13 protein-coding genes are annotated in these 21,210 nt (G+C 60.4%); 6 read left to right on the top strand and 7 right to left on the bottom strand.

Features of this window, described 5'->3' with window-relative positions:
- Window positions 1-479: 479 nt before the first annotated feature.
- Together G5S37_RS19580 and G5S37_RS19575 are read right to left on the bottom strand one after the other, a co-directional pair.
- Complete coding sequence (locus G5S37_RS19580) at window positions 480-1,082, bottom strand: GAF domain-containing protein (protein WP_165206134.1); 603 nt, start codon at window positions 1,080-1,082, stop codon at window positions 480-482.
- Between the two features lie 542 nt (window positions 1,083-1,624).
- Entirely contained in the window at window positions 1,625-3,325 is a 1,701-nt protein-coding gene (locus tag G5S37_RS19575) for a glycosyltransferase family 39 protein (RefSeq protein WP_165206133.1), read from the bottom strand.
- A gap of 646 nt (window positions 3,326-3,971) precedes the next feature.
- Between G5S37_RS19575 and G5S37_RS19570 the strand changes: the two genes are divergently transcribed.
- The gene (locus G5S37_RS19570) at window positions 3,972-4,406 is read left to right on the top strand and encodes a transposase (protein WP_165206132.1); all 435 of its coding nucleotides are present in this window, start codon (window positions 3,972-3,974) and stop codon (window positions 4,404-4,406) included.
- A 288-nt stretch (window positions 4,407-4,694) separates the two neighbouring features.
- On the opposite strand, the gene G5S37_RS19565 is transcribed toward G5S37_RS19570, so the two are convergent.
- From G5S37_RS19565 to G5S37_RS19550, 4 genes are all read right to left on the bottom strand, one after another.
- On the bottom strand, window positions 4,695-6,833 hold the full coding sequence (locus G5S37_RS19565) for a polyribonucleotide nucleotidyltransferase (RefSeq protein WP_165206131.1): 2,139 nt from the start codon (window positions 6,831-6,833) through the stop codon (window positions 4,695-4,697).
- Between the two features lie 348 nt (window positions 6,834-7,181).
- Entirely contained in the window at window positions 7,182-7,442 is a 261-nt protein-coding gene (rpsO, locus tag G5S37_RS19560) for a 30S ribosomal protein S15 (RefSeq protein WP_165206130.1), read from the bottom strand.
- Between the two features lie 964 nt (window positions 7,443-8,406).
- Window positions 8,407-8,643 carry a hypothetical protein gene (locus tag G5S37_RS19555; RefSeq protein WP_165206129.1) on the bottom strand — a complete coding sequence of 79 codons (237 nt, stop codon included), beginning with the start codon at window positions 8,641-8,643 and terminating at the stop codon, window positions 8,407-8,409.
- A gap of 26 nt (window positions 8,644-8,669) precedes the next feature.
- Window positions 8,670-9,050: a hypothetical protein gene (locus tag G5S37_RS19550; protein ID WP_206026064.1), complete on the bottom strand. Its 381-nt coding sequence runs from the start codon at window positions 9,048-9,050 to the stop codon at window positions 8,670-8,672.
- A 289-nt stretch (window positions 9,051-9,339) separates the two neighbouring features.
- Here G5S37_RS19550 and G5S37_RS19545 point away from each other — a divergent pair, with 289 nt between their 5' ends.
- The 3 genes from G5S37_RS19545 to G5S37_RS19535 all read left to right on the top strand — a co-directional run bounded on the left by G5S37_RS19545 (window position 9,340) and on the right by G5S37_RS19535 (window position 15,830).
- Window positions 9,340-10,128 carry a GDSL-type esterase/lipase family protein gene (locus tag G5S37_RS19545; RefSeq protein ID WP_165206127.1) on the top strand — a complete coding sequence of 263 codons (789 nt, stop codon included), beginning with the start codon at window positions 9,340-9,342 and terminating at the stop codon, window positions 10,126-10,128.
- A gap of 136 nt (window positions 10,129-10,264) precedes the next feature.
- Window positions 10,265-11,365, top strand: coding sequence for an SAM-dependent methyltransferase (locus G5S37_RS19540; protein WP_165206126.1), 1,101 nt, complete (start codon window positions 10,265-10,267; stop codon window positions 11,363-11,365).
- Between the two features lie 220 nt (window positions 11,366-11,585).
- On the top strand, window positions 11,586-15,830 hold the full coding sequence (locus G5S37_RS19535) for a PVC-type heme-binding CxxCH protein (protein WP_165206125.1): 4,245 nt from the start codon (window positions 11,586-11,588) through the stop codon (window positions 15,828-15,830).
- A 203-nt stretch (window positions 15,831-16,033) separates the two neighbouring features.
- Here G5S37_RS19535 and G5S37_RS19530 read toward each other — a convergent pair whose 3' ends face one another.
- The gene (locus tag G5S37_RS19530; RefSeq protein ID WP_240914681.1) at window positions 16,034-16,801 is read right to left on the bottom strand and encodes an AraC family transcriptional regulator; all 768 of its coding nucleotides are present in this window, start codon (window positions 16,799-16,801) and stop codon (window positions 16,034-16,036) included.
- A gap of 153 nt (window positions 16,802-16,954) precedes the next feature.
- Here G5S37_RS19530 and G5S37_RS19525 point away from each other — a divergent pair, with 153 nt between their 5' ends.
- Together G5S37_RS19525 and G5S37_RS19520 are read left to right on the top strand one after the other, a co-directional pair.
- On the top strand, window positions 16,955-20,092 hold the full coding sequence (locus G5S37_RS19525; protein ID WP_165206124.1) for a PVC-type heme-binding CxxCH protein: 3,138 nt from the start codon (window positions 16,955-16,957) through the stop codon (window positions 20,090-20,092).
- A 73-nt stretch (window positions 20,093-20,165) separates the two neighbouring features.
- Window positions 20,166-21,179 (top strand): PmoA family protein, encoded by a 1,014-nt coding sequence (locus G5S37_RS19520; RefSeq protein ID WP_165206123.1) that lies wholly within the window; start codon window positions 20,166-20,168, stop codon window positions 21,177-21,179.
- Window positions 21,180-21,210 lie beyond the last annotated feature (31 nt).

The following is a 21,210-nucleotide window of genomic DNA, read 5'->3' as shown; positions in this document are numbered from 1 at the left end:
AGCCTGGTGCCGTCATAGGCAGCGTCGTCACGCGAGCAGCTTGGAAACGTCCTTACAGCTTCGAAGAGAAGGGTTCCGCACCCTATTTGCCCACCGCCGGCACCAGGCTAGTGCCGCTCCCTGCGAGACGCCCTTTCATCACTGGGGACGTTCTGCCTCCAATGACTCCGTTCGTACTTCCATGGGGACAGGAATGTCCCCACTCCTTGATCCTCTGCCTCTCTCAAAGGCACGCGCGACATGCCTGTGCGTCTCTGCGTCCTTTGCCTCTCTGCCCCTCTGCGGTTAACCGGAAACGGCCTTGTGGTGGAAGTGATGGCGAAGGCGAAGACGAAGACGAAGACCATGCAATGTGTTGCCGGTCAGGCCGGAGGCCTAACGCCCACTGTCAGGCGGGGACGCCTAACCTCCTTGGGCCTTCCGCAACACGCTGGGCAGGTTCGTCCCGTTAGAGGACCTTTTTTTAACTCGCCCTCGTTTTACTTCATCAGCCTCGCCACCGCATTCGCGAGGAGTTTCATGCGCCTGAGTTCCGCCTCCGAGTGCAGTCGGGGGGTGCGGTAGTGCACGGACATCATGCCGACGAGCTGGCCCTTGCCATCCACCAGCGGCATGGACCGCACGGCGCGGACGCTGGCTTTCTGCAGTTCCTCCAAGGCCTGTGTGTTTTCAAAGATGGGGCTGCATTCCACATCTTCCACCACCACGGGGCGATGCTCCTGCATGGCCAGACCGCAGGCGGAGTGACGGTCATTTGCGTATTCGAAGAACTTCAGGAACGAGCTGCCGAATCCCCGCTGCGCCTCCAGCACGAGGCCCTCACCGCTGGGGTGCATACGCTGGATGTTGCCGAAGTCCGCCGAAAGGACGGATGTCGCCGCCTCCAGTGCCCAGGCCAGCGCGAGGTCGCGGCTGGTATTCCCCTGCAGCTCAGTGAGTTTCTGCAGCCACCTCTGCAGCTTGTTTTCCGCAAGCTCCTCCCGGAGCGCGACGGACTGCTGCGCTGTGCGGTTGCTCTCCGTGCGGAGGTACGCCAGCTTCTGTTCCACTGCGTCCAGCCATTGGCCACTTGTCAGATCCATGGGCATCGTGATCGTCTTTGAGGAAGAAACAGAAGCGAAGGAAGGGAATGAAGCGAAGCTAACCGGCTTACAGGGGCAGCCTCAAGTGCTTGCGTGCATGATGCACGTCAATGGGAAATCGCGCGGCCGGACCATAGCAGATGGATGGCACTGCTGCAAGCCTGGGCAATACCCAGTGCTTTGCCTCCCCCCAACCAGCCCGCCGGTCGCCACACACTCGAAACGACCGGCGGGCGGTGTATTGGGGAACGCAACCTGCCAACTCCCATTGCCAGGTTGCGGCCGCAAGTATCCACTGGATGGAGAAAGACCGCCATCAGGGAGGTGTCTGATTGGGGCATCGGTGAAGCAGGGGGAGGCGGGTTGATGGTCTATGGTTGATAGTTGATAGCCTGAACGAGCAAGGGGGATGTGGCACTGGCGCTCACGACAACAAAGGGAGCCTGACTTGCTCTTTCACACCATGAGCAAATGCGCGGAGGCCATCGTGTGCCCTGCACCCCTCAGGCTATCAACTATCAACCATAGGCCATCAACTCCCCTCACTTCCCCCCGAAGCGGATGAGCACAAACTCCTTCTCGCTCCGTGCCTCGCCCCACTCGCCGGTGAAGTTGCCGCGGACTTCGCTTTTGCCATAGCGGCGCTCGAAATAGACGGACCAGTCCTTGTAGATCTGCGGCGTGGTCAGCATCCACTTGATGCCACTGTCGGGAATGGTGTTGATGTCGTAGATCTCAAACGTGTCCTCGGGAAGGTAGAAGGGGTAGGGGATTTGCGCGAGGTGCAGCAGCAGCAGTGGGCCATCCTTTGGCTCCATGGCCTTGTTGATGGCATCCGCCACGGGCTTGATGAGATGGTCCGTGTGCACATACACACCCGTGAGCGCACCGTAGAACCCAATGGCCGCAGCGAGACCGAGGCAGGCCCACGCGGCAAACTTCTCCGCCAGCATGGTGGCATGCTTCAGCATCCATGCACACGCGGCTCCGCATGCCGCGAAGGCCACCACCCACAGCGCGGATTGTCCCACGGGGAGCGAGAGGTCCTGCTGGGAGAAGAGCACCAGACCCGCGAGCCCGAGCAGTGACACCACGGCCACGGCGAGCATGACGTGCTTCCAGATGCCGAAGGCGAGGCGTTGTCCCTCGGCAAATCCCGCGGAGAGCATCCAGCCCAAAAGCATGGCCACCGGTCCCAGCAGCGGCGCGACATAGCGGGGGCTGGAGCTGGGCAGCAGTACCATCACCGCGAAGCCCGCGATGGCCCCGTACAAGATGCCACGGAAGACCTGCGTGCAGTCCTCCGTCTCACGCGCGCCGGTCACCGTTTGTCTCCGGAAGGCGAGTGGCAGGAAGAGTATCCACGGGAGGAACATCACCAGCGCCCGCGGCCCGCGCACGAGCCAGTCACTCACGGAGCTCTTCTCTTCACCGGTGACACGGCTGGTCACTTCATGGCTCCAGGCATCCATCGCATTGAGCGGCATGTCCGGCACGGGCAGTCCCTTGAGTTGCGCATCTGCCACGGCGCGCTCGTGCAGAACCTGCAGCAGCTTGTTGTACTCCTGGATGAAGGGGATGGCCCAGATGAGCGCGATGCCAAAGCACACCGCGAGTCCGAGCAGATGCGGCAGGGAGAAGAGCTCCCGCCAGCGCTTCGTCTGCCAGCATACGCCGGCCAGCAGCAGGTAGAAGAACAGGAAATGCGCCGGTCCCTTCGCCAGCAGCGCGAGTCCCAGCAGCACGCCCGCGACCAGCCACGTGAGCCAGCGGTTTGCCTTGCCCAGGAATCCCGCGAGCCATGCCATGAAGGCCGCTCCGGTGAAGGCGATGTAGTACACCTCAATCTCCGCGAGCCGCCCTTTCTCAATGCACCCGATGCTGGTGAGAAAGCATACTACGCCAAGGAACGCCGCGCGTCCGCCGATGGCCCGCCTTCCAAAGCCGTACATGAGCAGGGAGCCACCCAGCATGGCGAGCACGCTGGGCAGACGTGCGGACCACTCATTCTGCTCGCCCGTGAGCTTGAAGCTCGCCGCGCTCACCCAGTTGATGAGCGGGGGCTTTCGTACAAAGGGTTCGCCGCCGGAGTAGGGCACGAGCCAGTTCCCCGTGTTCAGCATGGTGCGCCCCGGCAGCGTGCGGCGCCACTCCTCCCCGCGTATCTCCCGCCGCCCGAGCCCTGTGAGATACAGGAGCGCCCAGAGCAGGGTGATGGCGGCAATGGCGAGGAGGTTCTTCATCAAGCAGGTGAGAAAGGAAGCGGAAGCGAAAGCGAGGCGTGAGCGGAAAACGGAAGTGTGACCTTAGCGAGAGTGTGGGAAGGGGGAAGCAGAGGTTTGCCCGAAATGCAGCTAAGTAGGTTAGGCGTCCCCGCCTGACAGTGGATGTTAGACCTCCGGTCTGACCAGTAACGCATTCGTCTATTCCGCTGCACGACATGACATGACTAGTGGTGCATGGCGCCCTGGTGGCGTCCGGCAGAGCTCGATGTCTGCGACGCAGGGTGCTTTTCACCTTTTGGTCAGACCGGAGGTCTAACATCCGCTGTCAGGCGGGACGCCTAACCTCCTGGCTTAGACCTCCGGTCTGACCAGAAACGCATTCGTCCATTCCGTTGACAAATATCCTTCGCGTGATGATCCCAATCCTGTGGAATTTATCTCCGGTCCCCCTGGTTTTCAGCCTTTTGATCCGACTCGCCCGGTCAAACGCAGCCGGCGGCATCTGCCTCACTGGACTCAGGATGGTGCGACCTACTTCGTTACCTTCCATCTCGGAGACTCCCTTCCTCAAGAAAAGCTCAGGGAGTTGCGTGTTCTTACAAGTCAGCTTGCGCAGGCGGAGACCAACTCACCGGAGGACTATGAGGAACGCCGGCGAGAGGTCATGCGCAAAGTGGAATCGTGGCTCGACGCTGGCCACGGGAACTGCTGGCTGGCTCGCCGGGACATCGCCACGATGATGCTCAACGCTCTGCTGCACTTTCATGGCAAACGGTACGATTTGGGTGCCTGTTGTGTGATGCCGAATCACGTGCATGCGGCGTTCCGTCCTCTTCTTGGTCACGAGATGGAGGTCGTGATGCAGTCCTGGAAAGGATTCTCCTCGCATGAAATCAACAAGCTGCTGTCCATGCAGGGCAACGTGTGGATTCAAGAGAGTTATGACACCATCGTACGTGATGCCCGGCATCTGGCGCGTGTGGTGCAGTACATTGGCAACAATCCCGCCAAAGCAGGCCTGGCAAAGGACCAGTGGCACCGATGGGAAAATCCGGAGTGGGCGAGGCTCGGGTGGGGCTTCCGGGAACCGGGGAGGTGATTGCGAAGGAGGTTAGGCGTCCCCGCCTGACAGTGGGGGTTAGACCTCCGGTCTGACCATTCGCTCTATTGGTCCGTTTCATTACATGACCAGTGGTGCATAGCATTTCGGAGGCATACCGCAAAGAGCGATGTCTGCGGTGCATGCTCCTTTTGACTTTGGTCAGACCGGAGGTCTAACATCCGCTGTCAGGCGGGACGCCTAACCTCCTGTCTGAATGCCAAACAAAAGAAGCAGGCATCGCTGCCTGCTTCTTCCAAATGGTAACGGTGGAACTAAAATGCTCGACTAGGCGGCGCCTGCCTCGGCTTTCGCCGCGGCGTCCTTGTCCTTCAGCACGGCCTTGCGGCTCATCTTCACGCGGCCCTTGTCATCCACGCCGATGCACTTCGCGGTGACGGTGTCACCGGTGCGCACCACGTCTTCCACGCGCTCGACGCGGTGGTCGGCGAGTTCGGAGATGTGGATGAGGCCGTCCTTCTTGCCACCAAGTGACATGAAGGCGCCGAAGTTCGTGGTGCTGACGATGCGGCCCGTGTACACACGGCCCACTTCGACTTCGCCCACGGTGTTGTTGACGAGTTCCAGCGCGCGCTCGAGCGCTTCCTTGGAGGAGGCGTAGATGAGCACGGTGCCGTCGTCGTTGATGCTGATGTCAGCACCGGACTCGGCCTGGATGGCCTTGATGTTCTTGCCGCCAGGTCCGATGAGCTCACCGATCTTGTCGGGGTTGATCTTCGTCTTCTCGATACGGGGAGCGAAGCTGCTGAGCGGCTTCACTTCGCTGATCGCCTGGTTCATGATGGCGAGGATGTCCGTGCGGCCGACCTTCGCCTTCGCGATGGCTTCGTTCAGGATGCTGAGCGGGATGCCGGGAAGCTTGAGGTCGAGCTGGAAGCCGGTGACGCCGAGGTCGGTGCCGCAAAGCTTGAAGTCCATGTCGCCGAAGTGGTCTTCGCTGCCCAAGATGTCGAGCATCGTGAGGTAGCGGGACATCTTGTCATTCGCGTCGAACTCGCTCACGAGACCCACGCTGATGCCAGCGACGGGGCGCTTGAGCGGCACACCGGCGTCGAGCAGGGCCATGACGCCGGAGCAAACGGAGGCCATGGAGGTGGAACCATTCGATTCCATCACTTCGCTGGACACGCGCACGGCGTAGGGGAAGTCTTCGGGAGAAGGAACAACCGGCTCCACGGAGCGCTCGGCGAGGGCGCCGTGACCGATTTCACGACGGTTCTGGCCACCGAAGCGACCGGTTTCACCCACGCTGAAGGGAGGGAAGTTGTAGTGCAGGATGAAGCGCTTCGTGTCTTCGCCACCAGCATAGGTGTCGAGCTCCTGGGCTTCGTCGAGGGGAGCGAGCGTGGCCAGAGCCAGCGCCTGCGTTTCGCCACGGGCGAAGAGGGCGGAACCGTGCGAGCGGGGGATGAGACCCACTTCGCCGCTGATGTTGCGCAGCTGGTCGATCGCGCGGCCGTCGCAGCGGGACTGCTTGTCCAGGATGGAGATGCGGAAGGCTTTCTTCTGCAGGTAGTCGAAGGCCTGGCTGATTTCGAAAGCACCGGCTTCGGGATACTTCGCCTTGATGGCGGCTTCCACTTCGTCACGCAGGGCGCCGACGGCCTTGCTGCGTTCGATTTTGCTGGGGCGGTAGAGCGCGCCTTCGATGCGGCTGCCGGCCACTTCGTAGGCGATTTCCAGAAGCTCATCCTTCACCAGCATGAGGTTCACCTGGCGCTTCTCTTTTCCGGCGAGGGCAGCGAGCTGCTCCTGCGCAGCCACGAGCACCTGCACCTGCTCCTGCGCGAAGGCGAGGGCGGCGATGAAGTCGGCCTCAGGCAGCTCCTGGGCGGCGCCTTCGATCATGATGACGTCGGTCTTGTTGCCCACGTACACGAGGTCGAGGTCGCTCTTGGCGCGGAGGGCGTGCGTGGGGTTCACCACGAACTGGCCATTCACGCGGCCCACACGCACGGCGCCCACGGGGCCGGCGAAGGGAATGTCAGACACGCACAGCGCGGCGGAGGCGCCGTTGATCGCGAGGATGTCGGAGTCGTTTTCACCATCCGCGCTCAGAAGAAGAGCGACGACCTGGGTGTCGAAGTAGTAGCCCTTCGGGAAGAGCGGGCGCAGCGGGCGGTCCGTCATGCGGCAGGTGAGGATTTCCTTTTCCGTGGGGCGGCCTTCACGCTTGAAGTAGCCACCAGGGAACTTGCCGGCGGCTGCGGCCTTTTCCTTGTACTCGACGGAGAGGGGGAAGAAGTCCTGGCCTTCCTTCACCTTCGTGGCGGACACGGCGGTGACGATGACGATGGTGTCTCCGAGGCGCACGGTCACGGCGCCGTCAGCGAGCTTGGCCAGCTTGCCGGTTTCGATAAAGATGTCGCCGCCGGGAAGGCTTGCGGTGATGTTATGGATTGCCATAGGGAAATTACTTTCTGATGTTCTGTGTTGTCTGTCTTGCTCGGGTGGTGCCTCCGGCGGTCCATGGGGGCTCACGCGTGTACGTGCGCGAGCGGGTCGTATGAACTCACTGAGTGGGGTTTGGCTGGACGAGTGCCGGGTGCCAGAGGCGTGGGGGTACGGGCAGGCATGATAGGCCTGCACCGAGGGGTTCCGCGTTGTCTTGAGATCAAGTCAATACGGGCGTCCGGGCGAGGGGGACAGCAGGCGGAAATGCGATGCTGCCTGGGCAGGGAACTGCCCGCCGGACATCGATCCTCACAAAGCAAAAAAGGCGGAACCGGTGAAAGTTCCGCCTTTCGGCAAAGTTTAGCGGCGCAGCTTGAGCGCCTTGAGGATAGAGGTGTAGCGCGGCTCCTCGGTACGCTTGAGGTAGTCGAGCAGTTTACGGCGGCGCGCGACCATCATGAGGAGACCGCGACGGGACGCATGATCCTTGGAGTGCGTGCCGAGGTGCTCGGTGAGATGGTTGATGCGGTCAGTCAGGCGCACGATCTGCACGTCTGCACTTCCGGTGTCCTTCTCATGGATCTGGAAGGGCTTCGTATCGGTGGTTGCGGCTTGGCTCATTAGATGGTTTGAATTCCGCCAACCTGGCGGTCAGGTTTCCGTTTTGTGGAGCCGGGAAAAAGCCATCGAATGGGGTATTTGCAAGAAGAATTTCAGCGCTGCGAAAGGAATTTGAGAGGGTGGGGGAGAGGGAAGGAGGTTAGGCGTCCTCGCCTGACAGTGGATGTTAGACCTCCGGTCTGACCAATAACGGTCACAACCGCGCTCCATGACCCTCATCCTCTCCGAGTAAACGATGAAAAGCGGTGTCGCGCGAACGCCTGCCACACGCACTCCACGACACAAAGCGTGCCTTCTACCTGCCAGATGAAAACAGACCGTGATCCCTGTTGGATGCGGCTACGGTCCCCCCTCCCTTATCCTGACGCACATGGGGAAGTCGGGTCTCCTGACCGGACAGCGTCCGGCGGGTTTTCTTACCCGTCCGTCAGCGCTCTGCTGTTGAACTGACTGGCCCTTGGTTCAACTTCGCGCTGTGCCTACCATCTACATCACAGCCCCGGGTGAGCGACCGAACGTCTCAACGGTCATCGCCTTCCTATGGAAAGATGGGCAGAATGTGGATACAGACGGCAATGCTCATCATCCAGCATCTCGTACTTGGACGGACCTTTACGTCCAAAACCGTGAATGCTTAGACGAGATTGTGGATGTGAGTCCGTATCAGGAGTCGCCTCTCGTTCTATGCGTCGAGTCGAGACACCAGTATCTGGCAGCCCGGATGGCATATTACCTTGCCACGTTTTGTGGCGGCACAGTGAACTGCGAGTCGGCTGAGGAGCATGATTCGCCGGAAATCCTGCTCCCGTTGATGGGCGCCGATTTCGATGTAGCCCTGGCCATGCGCAGGGCGGCAGATAGCCCGTTCGCTCATGCGACGCTGGACAACCCGTACCCTCACCTTGGCTGAGGCGCCCTGCAGCGGCGGCGGGCGGGTTTTCCTGCCTGCCCGAAGAGGCCCAACTCACTTCACCCTGCGTGATCGATAGTCTCCCCAGTCTTTGCAGACCTTGAGGGCAATCAAGTCTAGTTCCTCTTTGCCATTGGCCCGATACTTCGCCACTTCTTCCTCTGTCAGGGGAATGACGTAGTTCATCATGCCCAACCCTCCGACCATTACTTCGAGGAACAGTTGCCCAGCTTCGTCTTGCGACAAGAGGTACATCCGGCCGTGATCAATGAGCAGTTGTTTTCTCTTCATCTCAGTGGCGTGAGGGCGATGTGACACTACTTCCGGGCCAGTCTCCTCAACCAGAAGCAACTCACCGCCGCCAGAGCCAGCGGCACCCGACCATACAAATAGCGCCACACGCTGTAGTCCGCCCCGGGCAGACGCTGGACCGCCGGACTCGTCGCTGCTGAGTAGAAGAGGTACGTCTGGAAGATGAACATGCAGGTGAAGAAGATGCCTCCCACCAGGCCTGCCTTTCTTGGGCTGGTCGCCACCTTCCAGACGATCAGTCCCCACAACGCGCATCCCAACAACAACTGGCCAATTCGGATGCCCGTCGGCAGAAACGCTTCCGTGGAAAAGAAAGCGCCCGCGAGGTTGATGATGCCCGCCGTGATGATGAGACCAAGGGCAAGGCGGTGATAGAGGGAATGCATACGCAGCAAGGGCATCGGCGTTCTCACGGCCAGCCGCCAGTGATTTCTCCACTCCTCCGGTCAGTAGTTCATTCACGAGACCATCACCCCGGCCCATCAAACCGCCCCCTCGCCCAAACATTAGTGAAAATTAGTGTCCATTAGTGGTTCCAGAAACCGTTCCACCACACCCCACATCGCATCACCTGGCGCCACTCACTTATTAGCGAGCATCAGCGCCCATTAGCGGTCCGCAAAGCCTCCTCGATTTCATTGCCACAATCCACCCATCCTATTAGCATCCGTCGTCATGCATCTCTCTCGCTCCTGGCAAACCATCCTTCTTTCCGCGCTGCTGGTCTCCTTCGGCGCAGGTTCCTCCGTTCTCGCTGAAACTCCCAAGCCTGCCACTGCCACCACCTCCTCCGGCACGAAGCGCCCGGACTCGGCGAAGTTCGCGAAGGAAATCGCCGTGTTCGATGCGGAGGAATCCTCCAGCACCCCACCGCCGCGTGGCGGCATTGTCTTCACCGGCAGCTCCAGCGTGCGCCTGTGGAAGAATCTAAAGAGCGACTTCCCCGACCTCCCCGTGATCAACCGCGGCTTCGGCGGCTCTGTGGCGAATGACCTTCTTGTCTATTTCGACCGCGTCATCGCTCGCTACCAGCCGAAGGTCATCGTGCTCTACACCGGCAGCAATGACATCAATGCCAAGCTCACCCTGGACGAAGCCTTCGCCGACTACACCAAGGTGCTCGACCTCATCCACGAAAAGCTGCCGAACACCCGCGTGATTGTGAACGCAGTGAAGTATTCCGAAAAGCGCATCGACCAGATGGACAAGGTCACCGCGCTGAACAAGAAGCTCGAAGCCTGGTGCCAGGAACACGAGTGGTCCCACTGGGTCGAGTCTGCCTCCCACCTGCTGGACAAGGACGGCAAGCCCCGCACCAAAGAAGTCTACCGGGAGGACAAACTGCACCTGAATGAAAAAGGCTACGCCGAGTGGAAGGCCATCCTCGAACCCGTGCTTCGTGAAGAGTGGGCCAAGGTGGGTGCCACCGCCAACGCTACCGCCGCAAAGACCAAGGGCGTTTGACCCTGAAGTTAGATGGACCAGCTTGGGTGCGCGAGGCGCCGTCACTCAAGGATCGGGGGCATTCCTGCCCCCGTTTCCGGATGGCAGCCGATAAAATCAAACGACCCACTCATCACTCGAAATCTGCATAAGCGGAATGTCTTCTACTGCATCAAACATCGATAACACCGCTCCTGCCGCCAGGGCTCCCTTCGTCTTCGCCACCTGCAAACAAGGCTGGGAGAAAGCGCTGAAGGACGAGGCGAAGTCCGTACCGGAGGGCCTGCGTCCCGCCTTCATGCGCCCGGGCCTCATCACGTGGAAGTGCGAAGTCCCGCCCACTGCAGACTTCGTGCTGCCCGGCATCTTCGCCCGCATGAGTGGCCACTCCATCGGCACCTGCAAGGATGCTGCGGACCTCGCGAGCAAACTGGGTGAACTGAAAACCCACACACTGAAGCTGCACGTCTACCCTCGCGAATTTCCGGAAGATGGCCTGCCCACGGACGAGTGGTCCCGCATTGATGCCTTCCGCACCCGCTTGCTCAAATCCCTGCGCGATGCCGGCGTTGCCATGGATGATGATGCCGAAACGGTGTTGGGCGATACCGTGCTGGATGTCATCGTGGAAGATGATCTCACCGCGCCGTTCTTCGCCGGATGGCATCGGCACGGTGCTCACTCGAATCCCTCGCCCGGCGGCATCCCGCGCGCCGTCATTCCCATCGAGTCTCCCTCACGCGCCTGGCTGAAGCTGGTGCAGGCATTGGCCTTCGCCGGGCTGGAAACGAAAGGCACGCATCCCCTGCGAGGCAAAATCGCCGTGGAACTCGGCAGCGCCCCCGGTGGCGCGAGCTATGCGCTCCTGCAGCGTGGCATGCGCGTCATGGGCATCGACCCCGGAGCCATGGACCCGCGGGTGCTGAACTTCCGCACTCCGCAAGGAGGCATTCCCTTCAAGCATCTTCAGATGCCCGCCGGTGAGGTGGCACCCGAGTTCCTCCCGCCGCAGGCCGACGTCCTCATCTCCGACCTGAATCTCGCTCCCGCCGTGATGATTCGCCTCGTGAGAAAGATGCAGGACCAGGTCCACGCCAGCCTCCTCATCCTCACCCTGAAAATCAACGACCGCGCCGTCTTCGCCGGTCTCAAGGAAAACCTCACCGCCATTCGCGACTTCGCTCCCGGCCCCGTGCGCGCCACGCACCTGCCGGGGAATCGTGATGAGATTTGTGTGGTGGCAGGGCAGCTGGGTTGAAACGCAAAGCAGCGAAAGCAGCAAAGGTAATGAGTTAGATGTTGTGAGTTAAGGGTTGGTGAAGAGCGCGGCATCAGAGGAAGCTCCCCTAACCTCTAACTCCTAACCATTAACCCCTTTGCTGCTTTTGCTGCTTTGCGTTTCACCTTCCCTTTGAGCCAGTGCCCCTTGTCCTGTCCCAATTTTCCCGCTAGGTGTGATTAAGCAGCTTCCTTCACCCATGAAACGATTCCGCGCCCGTCTTCTGACCCTTCTGCTTCCCGCGCTCCTGTGTTGTGCAGGCATCCACCTCGATGCAGCGCCGCTCGAAATCCGCGAGGGCGACCACATCTGCCTCATCGGGAATACCCTCGCCGAGCGCATGCAGTTCGCGGGGCACAACCATTTCGAGACCCTGCTCTACCAGCGCTTCCCCAAGCACAACCTCGTGGTGCGCAACCTCTCCTGGTCCGCCGATGAAGTGGCCCTGCGCCCACGTGCTGAGGGCTTCGGCACGCCGGATGAGCATCTCACCTTCAGCAAGGCGGATGTGGTCATTGCGTTCTTCGGCTTCAACGAATCCTTCGCCGGTGAAGCGGGCTTGGAGAAATTCAAGGCGGACCTCGAAGAGTGGATCAAGCACACCAAGGCGCAGAGCTACAATGGCAAGGGCGCGCCGCGCATCGCGCTGGTGTCACCAATTGCGGCGGAGGTAGGTGAGCATCCGAACGTGCTGACGGTAGCTGAGGGCAAGGAACTGAATGCCCGCCTGGCCCTGTATACCAAGGCGATGCAGGAGGTTGCCGAAAAGAATGAAGTGGTGTTTGCAGACATCCTCAAGCCGTTCCCGAATCTCAAAAGCGTTTTCACCATCAATGGTGTTCATCTCAATCGACAAGGAGATGCGTGGGTGGCGCGGCACTTGTACGCCGCACTCTTTGGCGACAGTCCGGGTCTCCTGCCGGAGTGGGCTCAAGGCTATCAACTGACCGCGCTTTCCGTGGTGGAAGGGAAGGTGAATGCAGTCATCGCGCACTCGCAAACTGCACAACAAATCAAGTTCCCTACCGCCGCGGGGGACGGATATGGCAAGGTCGTTCGCTTCCATGCAGGTAATGCTCCGAGTGAGAGCTGGATTGTGCTTGAGCGGGGAGGGCAAGAGGCGACCATCCGCGGCGCGGGAGCTGATGTCGCATTCCTGGCAAAGGAGCAAAGCGATGCTCTCCATGCCGAAGTCGAATCCAAGAACTTCCACTGGTACAACCGCTACCGCATCGTGGATAGCTACTATGTCTATGGCGGCCGCAGCGGTTTGAAGTTTGCCGATGGCGACCAGACCAACGCGGATGTGATGCAGCGCGAGCGCGAAGTGCTCGATGTCATGGTGGCCAATCGAGACGCGCGCATCTGGAAACTCGCGCAGGGCGAGAAGGTCTCCGAGAAGGCCGATGACAGCAATGTGCCTCCCTTCCTCGATGTGAAAACATGGTTCGGCGCAGGCATCAAGAAGGACGCGGGCGCGAACACGGGACAGACCAGCAAGACCGCCGAAGGCAGCAGCGCGGAGATTCCCACCGTGGCGGAGACGATGAAAAAGTTCACCTTGGCCAAGGGCTTCAAGGTGGAGTGCTTTGCCAGTGAGGAAGACTTTCCTGAACTCGCCAATGCCACCGCGATGGCCTTTGATACGAAAGGGCGTCTCTGGGTCTGCACCATGCCCAGCTATCCGCAGTGGAGACCGGGTGATGAGTTTCAGGACAAGATCATCATCCTGGAAGACAGTGATGGTGATGGGAAGGCGAACTACTGCACCACCTTCGCCGACAAGCTGCACCTGCCCATCTCCTTCGAGTTCTACGACGGCGGCATCCTCGTCAGCGACCAGCGCAACCTCACCTTCCTGAAGGACACGAATGGCGATGACAAGGCGGACTTCCGTGAGGTGATGCTCAGTGGCTTCGACAGCGCGGACAGTCACCATGTCATCAATGCCTTCACCCAAGGTCCCGGCGGTGACCTCTACTTCCAGGAGGGCACCTTCCACCACACGCAGGTGGAGACGCCCTATGGTCCCGTGCGTTGTGTGAATGCCGGCACGTACCGCTATGAACCGCGCACGCAGAAGCTCAGCGTCTTCGTGAGCTACAATTATGCGAACCCGCACGGCATCGCGTTTGATCAATGGGGCCAGACATTCATCGCGGACGCGAGCGGTGGCATGAACTACTTCGCCACGGCCTTTAGCGGCTACTTGCCCTATCCGGAGAAGCACGCCTCCATGAAGACCTTCTTGAAGAAGCGCGTGCGTCCCACCAGCGGTTGCGAGTTTGTGAGCAGCAGCAACTTCCCGAATGACATGCAGGGGAACTTCCTGCTGAACAACTGCATCGGAGTGCAGGGCACACTGAACCACACCGTGAAGGCGGTCGACTCGGGCTATGAGGCCACGGAAATCGAACCGCTCATGCTGAACAGCGACCCGAACTTCCGCCCCGTGGACATGGAGTTCGCGCCGGATGGCTCGCTCTACATCGTGGACTGGGCGGAGGCGCTCATCGGCCACATGCAGTACAGCATTCGTGACCCGCTTCGCGACCACAAGCATGGCCGCATCTGGCGCATCTGGAATGCCGAGAAGCCGCTGGTGAAGCCGGTTAAAATTGCGGGTGAGCCAGTGGAGAAGCTTGTCGAACTTCTGGGCGAATATGAGCAACGCACTCGCGAGTTGGTAAAGAAGGAGCTGAGCACGCGGCCCACGGATGAGGTGATGAAGGCTCTGGACAAGTGGGTTCAGGGGTGGATCACCGGCGAGAGGACGCCTTGGGCGCCTGGTGGCCTCTCTTATCCTATGGAGCTTGAAGACGCTACGGAGATGGGCCTGAGACATCCAGTGACCGAGGCTCTCTGGGTTTGCCAGTGGCACAATCGGGTGAACGCCGACCTGCTTCGCAAACTCTTGAGCTGCAATCATCATAAAGCCCGCGCCGCTGCCGTGCGCGTGCTCTGCTATTGGCAGGATCGCGTGCCGGACGCGCTCGACCTTCTCACCAAAGCCGCGAATGACCCGCATCCCCTCGTGCGCCTCGAAGCCGTGCGTGCGTGCAGCTTCTCCAAGGACCCGAAGGCCGCGAATGTGGCGCTCGAAGTGCTGAAGCAGCCGCAGGATTACTACATCACCTACACGCTGGGTGAGACCATGCGTGCGCTGAAGCCTTCGCCATCCACCATCGATGTGAAGGCGAATCCCGCTGCGCTCACCTATGTGCTGGGCCAGATGACGAATGATGAACTCAAGGCCGCGCCCCGTGTGGAGGGTGTGCTGAAGGCGCAGCTTGAGCGCAAGGGGCTGGATGCCGCCACGCGTGAAGCTGCTGCGGTGGACCTTGCGAAGCTGCTCGGCACCACCCGCGAGGTGGAGCTTGTGTCCGCCATCATGCGGTTCGATGACCAACAGGTGAACACGGTTGTCTCCGCAGAGCTCGGCAAGCTCCTTGCCTCCAGCTCCCCGCAGGCATTGAAGACGGCCGAGGCGCAGATTGCCCGTCTCGCAACGAAGGACCACGGCGTGCGCAGCGCACGTGTGGCCGGCATGGCGGCTTTCATTACGATGACTGCTGACCCGGCGAAGTTCGCGAAGGAGCGCCAGGACAATCACGAGACCATCTCCGTGTTGCTGGAGAGCATCGTCATCATTCCGGACCCGGCGCTGCGTGCGAAGTATCAGGACTTCGCGGCGGATGCGGCTGGAGGTGCTAATCTGCCACCCCTCGTGCGCAAGGCCGCCATCGCCGCGCTGCCGCTCACGGGAGCGGACTTTGGCCTGCAAAACTTTGGCATCCTCGCCAAGGTCATGCTGAAGGGCGAATACCGCGAGCAGGTGGCCCAGGCTGCCATGCAGATTCCCCGCACTGCGTGGGACAAGAGTCTGGCTCAGCCACTGGTGGAGAACATCCTCGACTATGCCAAGAGTGTGCCTGCCAACCAGCGCACGGAGATGGGGTATGTGGAGGTCTCACGCTTCGGCACGGAGTTGTGCAGCCTGTTGCCTGCGGAGACCGGCCCTGCCCTGCGCAAGAGCCTGCGCGAGCTCGGTGTGAGTGTCTTCGTCATCCGCACCGTGCGCGAGCAGATGAGGTATGATACACCCGAGATCACCGTGGAGGCTGGCAAGCCCTTCGAGGTCATCTTCGAGAACAACGATATCATGCCGCACAACATCGTCTTCTGCCGTGGCGGCACGCATGCCGAAGTCGGCACCGCTGCCCAGACCATGCCCGCCACGCCGGATGCCAAGGGCTTCCTCTACGTGCCGAAGCATCCTGCCCTTCTCGACAACGCCCATAGCAAGATGCTGGAGCCTGGCGAAAAAGCCCGCCTGCAGCTCACCGCTCCTGCTGCGCCCGGCGAGTACGAATACGTCTGCACCTTCCCCGGCCACTGGGTCATCATGTGGGGGAAGATGAAGGTGGTTGATAGGCTGGAATAGTCCTGGGACGTGGAGCCGGAGTTGATAGTCTATGGTTGATAGTTGATAGCCTGAGTGAGTTGAGAGATGAAAGTTGAGGGTTGCGAGCCTGATGTATTTCTCAGTCTCCGAAGTTCCTCTGCGTCTCCGCGTCTCTGTGTTGAATCCAATGCAGCCCGCAACACCCAGCATCCCTCAGGCTATCAACTATCAACCATAGACCATCAACCAACTCGCAGCCGGAACTGCCGCTGGTACCGCATGGGCGTGAGCCCCACGTGCTTCTGGAACTGCTGCGTGAACGAACTCTGGTCGCAGAAGCCCATCTCGCGGGCGACTTCGCCGATTTGACTGCTTTCCTTCTGCAGGGCCTCGCACGCGGCCTGGATGCGCAGCTTCATGATGAAGGACTGCGGGCTGCTGCCGAAGGTCTCCACGAATTTGCGATGAAGCTGTCGCGGTGAGAGGTGCACAATCTCGGCCAGCTCCGCCACGGTCACACCGGTGCGGAAGTGCTCGCGGATGTAGGTCACGGCGCGGTCGAGCTGGAGGTAGGGCTGCAGGAGTTGCTTGCGCCCTTCATAGCTCTGCACCGTGCCCATCACGCCGATGACCTTTCCCTTGCGGTCCTTCAGCGGAAGCTTGTTGGTCACGAACCAATCAGGGATGCCCTGCTGGGTGAAGAAGAGCTCCACGATGTTCAGCTTCGGCTCGCCGCTACCCATCACGAGCTCGTCATCGCGACGGAAGTTCTCCGCGAGGCGCGGTGGGAAGATGTCGAAATCGTTTTTGCCAAGCAGTTCCCATTCCGCGGAGAAACCGAACCGCTCGTAGAACCGGCGGCTGGCACAGATGAAGCGGAAGCTGCGGTCCTTCGCGAAGAAGGAGACGTCCGGCATATGGTCGAAGAGCCGGTAGAACGCAGTGTCCGGCGAGAGCTGCTTCAGGAAGCGCTCACGCTCTGCCAGGGCTTCTTCGGGACTCGTGGACATGCGGGAGGAGGATGGGCGCATTAACGTACCTCGCGAGTCCCTTCGCGAGCGGATTTTTTTAACGCAAAGCAACAAAGCAGCAGAGGGGAATGCGGGGCCTTCGGCTTTTGCTGCAACATCCCAATCGCTCGAAGTGTTCACTGGGTTTCCGCCATGCTCCGCTCTCTTACCACTTTCCTGCTCGTTGCCTGCTCCGCCTTGCACGCCGCTTCTCCACTCCCGCTGGAGGTGAAGAAGGGTACACGCATTGTCCTCATCGGAAACGCCCTCATCGAGCGGATGCAGGAGCATGCTTGGTTCGAGGGCATGGTGCTGCAGCGGTTTGCCAGTGAAGAGCCGGTTATCCGCACACTGGCCTGGCCGGGGGATGAGATCACTGTGCAGCCTCGACCCGAGAACTACGGCGACATGCACCAGCACCTCACGGAGGCGAAGGCGGACATCATCATCGCGGGGTATGGCTTCAACGAGTCCTTCCGCGGCCCGGTGGGACTTGCCGACTTCGAGCACAACCTGCGCATCTTCATTGCGGGGCTGCGGGCACATCAGTACAACGGGAAATCGGCGCCTGTCATCGTGCTGGTGTCGCCCATTCCACAGGAGAAGATTAAAGCATCCCAGCTGCCGGAAGGTGTACGGTCGGCGAACAGTCATTACCTGTCGCAATACACGAGTGCCATGAAAGCCGTCGCCGAGGCGGAAGGCGTGGGATTTGTGGATGCCCTCCATCCCATGCATGAGGAGTTCGTGAAGCGCGCCGCTTCCGGCTCGCCCGCCACCGACAACGGCATCCACCTTAACGATGCAGGCTATCGACCGTTCGGCGAGATTCTCTTCCAGGGACTCTTCAGTGAGACACCCAAGGAGGTTCCGGTGAAGCTCAAGGAAGCCCTCGAGGACAAGAACCGCCAGTTCATGCGGAAATACCGCCCGCTGAATCTCTTTTACATCACCGGTGGAAGGAAGGAGCCGTATGGCGTGGCGAATTTCCCCGGGGAACTGCAGAAGCTGGAGGAGATGACCGTAAACCGCGAGCGCCGCGCGTGGGACATTGCGCAGGGCAAAGCAGTGCCGGATGTCGTGGATGACAGCAAGACGACCCCTCTGCCGAAGATTACCGGCGACCGCCCCATCAATGAATGGGCCACGCCCGCGGGCGAGCAGGATGCCTTCCGTGTGGACCCGCGCTTCGAGGTAAATCTCTTCGCGTCGGAAGAACAGTTTCCGGATCTCGCCAAGCCCATCCAGATGCGCTGGGATACGAAGGGCCGCCTCTGGGTTTCCTGCTCCACGACGTATCCGCAGGTGACGCCGGGGCAGGAACCGAATGACAAGATTGTGATCCTGGAGGACACGAATCACGACGGCAAGGCGGACACGTGCAAGGTCTTCGCCGAGGGGCTGAACGTGCCACTCTCCTTCGAGTTCGCGAAGGGCGGGCTGTACTGCAGCGAGCAGCCGCACCTCACCTTCCTGCATGACGAGGATGGCGACGACAAGATGGACTCGCGCAGCATCGTGCTCACGGGATTCGGCACGGAGGACTCGCACCATGCGCTGCACGACTTCACGTGGACGCCGGATGGTGACCTCATCTTCCGCGAGAGCATCTTCCACCACAGCAGTGTGGAGACGCCCTACGGCCCGGTGCGCGCGCGGGACAGTTCCTTCTTCCGCTTCAATCCACGCACGCAGAAGCTCACCGCCTTCGGCAGCTACATGAGCACGAATCCGTGGGGCCTGACTTTTGACAAATGGGGCTGGCACCTCGGCAGCCACCCCGTGTTCGCCAGTGCCGTGCATGCGTTGAACCGTCCCTACCCAGAGCAGCATGTGCCGGCGGGTGATTATTTCCCTGCATACAGCGGCACGTGCGGGCAGGAGTTCATCTATACAAAGCACTTCCCGGAGGAGCTGCAGGGCTGCTTTGTCCGCGTGCGCTACAAGCCCACGAATGTGGTGGAACTGCACCAGTGGGTGGAGCATGACACGCACTTCGAGGAGAAGCTCATCGGCCACCTGTGGCAGAGCACAAATCTCTCCTTCATTCCTGTGGATGTGCGCTTCGGCCCGCGTGGTGACTTGTACATCTGCGACTGGTTCAATCCCGTGAAAGGACACATGCAGTACTCACTGCGTGATACACGACGGGACAAGACGGCTGGCCGCATCTGGCGCGTCACGGCGAAGGGACGTCCGCTGGATGAGGCACCGAAGATTGCGGGGGAACCCATCGAGAGGCTGCTGGACCTGTTGAAGGCGTATGAGTATCGCACGCGGTACATGGCGAAGATGGAACTGCGCACGAGGGATGCCGCCGAGGTGAAACCGGCCCTGGAGAGCTGGGTGAAGCATCTTGATCCGAAAGATGCAAATGTGGAACATCACCAACTGGAGGCCATGTGGGTCTACCAAGCTTTGGATTGGACCGAGAAACAGAAGCCGGGCGATGCAAAAATGGATCCTGACTCAGGTGTGGTCATGCTTCCCGCCCCGAAATTCAAAGACGATCTCAGACTGACACTCCTGAAGAAACTGAGTCACTCCAAGAATCCACAAGCGCGGGCTGCAGCAGTCAGGCAGCTGCGGTGGACGTTGGGTTTGACGCTTGATTCAGATGACCTGCTGAAGGCTGCTTGCAATGATGCCAGTGGTCTCGTCCGTCTGGAGGCGGCCATCACTGCCAGCTACATGCCTCATGTGAGTTATGCGAAAATAGCACTCGATCTCCTCAAGCACCCCATGGACAGCTACACCACCTATGCGCTACGCACGGCGCTCGATGCCCTGAAACCGGTGTGGAGTGCCGATGCCAAGTTCGCCGCTCGCGCGGACCTCAAAAAGTTCTACACCGACAGCGAGCCGAAGAAGAAGCGCACCAAGGAAAAACCGGACCCCTTCGACAAGCTGAATCCCACCGTGGTGAACATCGGCACCGTGGCGGAGCGCATGCTTTTCACCACCACGGAATTCACCGTGAAGGCGGGCGCGCCGGTGAAGCTGGTATTCGACAACACGGATGCCACGCCGCACAACCTGCTCATCCTGCAGCCAGGCGCGGAGGATGAAGTGGGCCTTGCGGCCATCGAGATGGCGAAGCAGCCCGAGGCGCTGGCCAGCATGAACTTCACGCCGAAGTCGGACAAGATCATCCAGGCCAGCCAGATGCTGAAGCAGGGGGAGGCCCAGACGCTCCGCTTCCATGCGCCCCATGCTCCGGGGCGCTACCCCTACATCTGCTCCTTCCCGGGGCACTATTTAGTGATGAAGGGTGTGATGATTGTTGAATAGCGTGAGAATTGCCCGGCTCCCGCGTATATCAGAGTCCGGGCCTCCTCCGGCCCTGCCCTGTGTTTCATCCATCATGAAGATCCCAGCACTTCCCTCCATTCTCCTGCTCGCCCTGGTCACTCTCGCTGCTCCGTCACTGGCAGCGGCTGCGGACAAGGGATTCTCCATTGAGAAGACCGCCAGCGGTGGCGCCATCGTGAAGTACGATGGCAAGCTGGTAACCGAGTACGTGGTGGATCAGGCAAACAAGCCCTACCTCTACCCCGTGATTCCCCCGCATGGCACGCCCATGACCCGCGCGTATCCCATGCAGAAGGTAGAGGGAGAGCAGTGGGACCACCCGCACCATCGCGGCATCTGCCTCGGTCATGAGGCCGAGAACGGCTTCGATACCTGGGCGGAGAAGACCACCTTCGAAGAGCGCCCGAATGACAAGAAGAGCCAGGAGCGCCTCGTGAAGGTCGGCGCGCAGAAGCATCGCGAGTTCAAGGAACTCAAGGCGGAAGTGGACAAGGCGACCATCGTCTCCGTGACGGACCACAACAATCCGCAGGGGAAGAAGGAATTCGAAGACACGCGCACCATTGTGTTTCAGGTCATCGATGGCCGCCTGGTGATTGACTATGATGTCACCTTCCAGGCAACGGACACGCCTGTGACCTTTGAAGACCGCAAGGACGCCGGCTTCAGCATCCGCGTGCCCACCAGCATGGCCGTGACACCTGAGAAAGGGAAGAAGGCAGGCAGCATCGTGAACAGCGATGGCATCAAGGACACCGAAGCCTGGGGCAAGAGCGCCAAGTGGTGCGACTACTACGGCCCGGTCAATGGCAAGGTGTACGGCGTGGCCATGCTGAATCACCCCAAGAGCTTCCGCTATCCCACCCCCTGGCACGTGCGTGACTACGGTCTCTTCACCGCGAATCCCTTTGGTACGAAGAACCTGAACAAGGAAGCTGCGGACGGTACCTTCACCCTGAAGCCCGGTGACAGCATGACGCTGCGTCATCGCCTCATCTTCCACGAGGGCGATACCGCCTCTGCCAAGATCGACGAAGCTTTCGCTGCGTACGAGAAGCTGCCGTAAGCACTCGCATAAGTTCCCACGAAAAAGCCCG

The organism is Roseimicrobium sp. ORNL1 (assembly GCF_011044495.1).
Taxonomy (GTDB): domain Bacteria; phylum Verrucomicrobiota; class Verrucomicrobiia; order Verrucomicrobiales; family Verrucomicrobiaceae; genus Roseimicrobium.
Note: the sequence above shows the minus strand (reverse complement) of the source record. Positions and strands in the feature narration are given on the sequence as shown.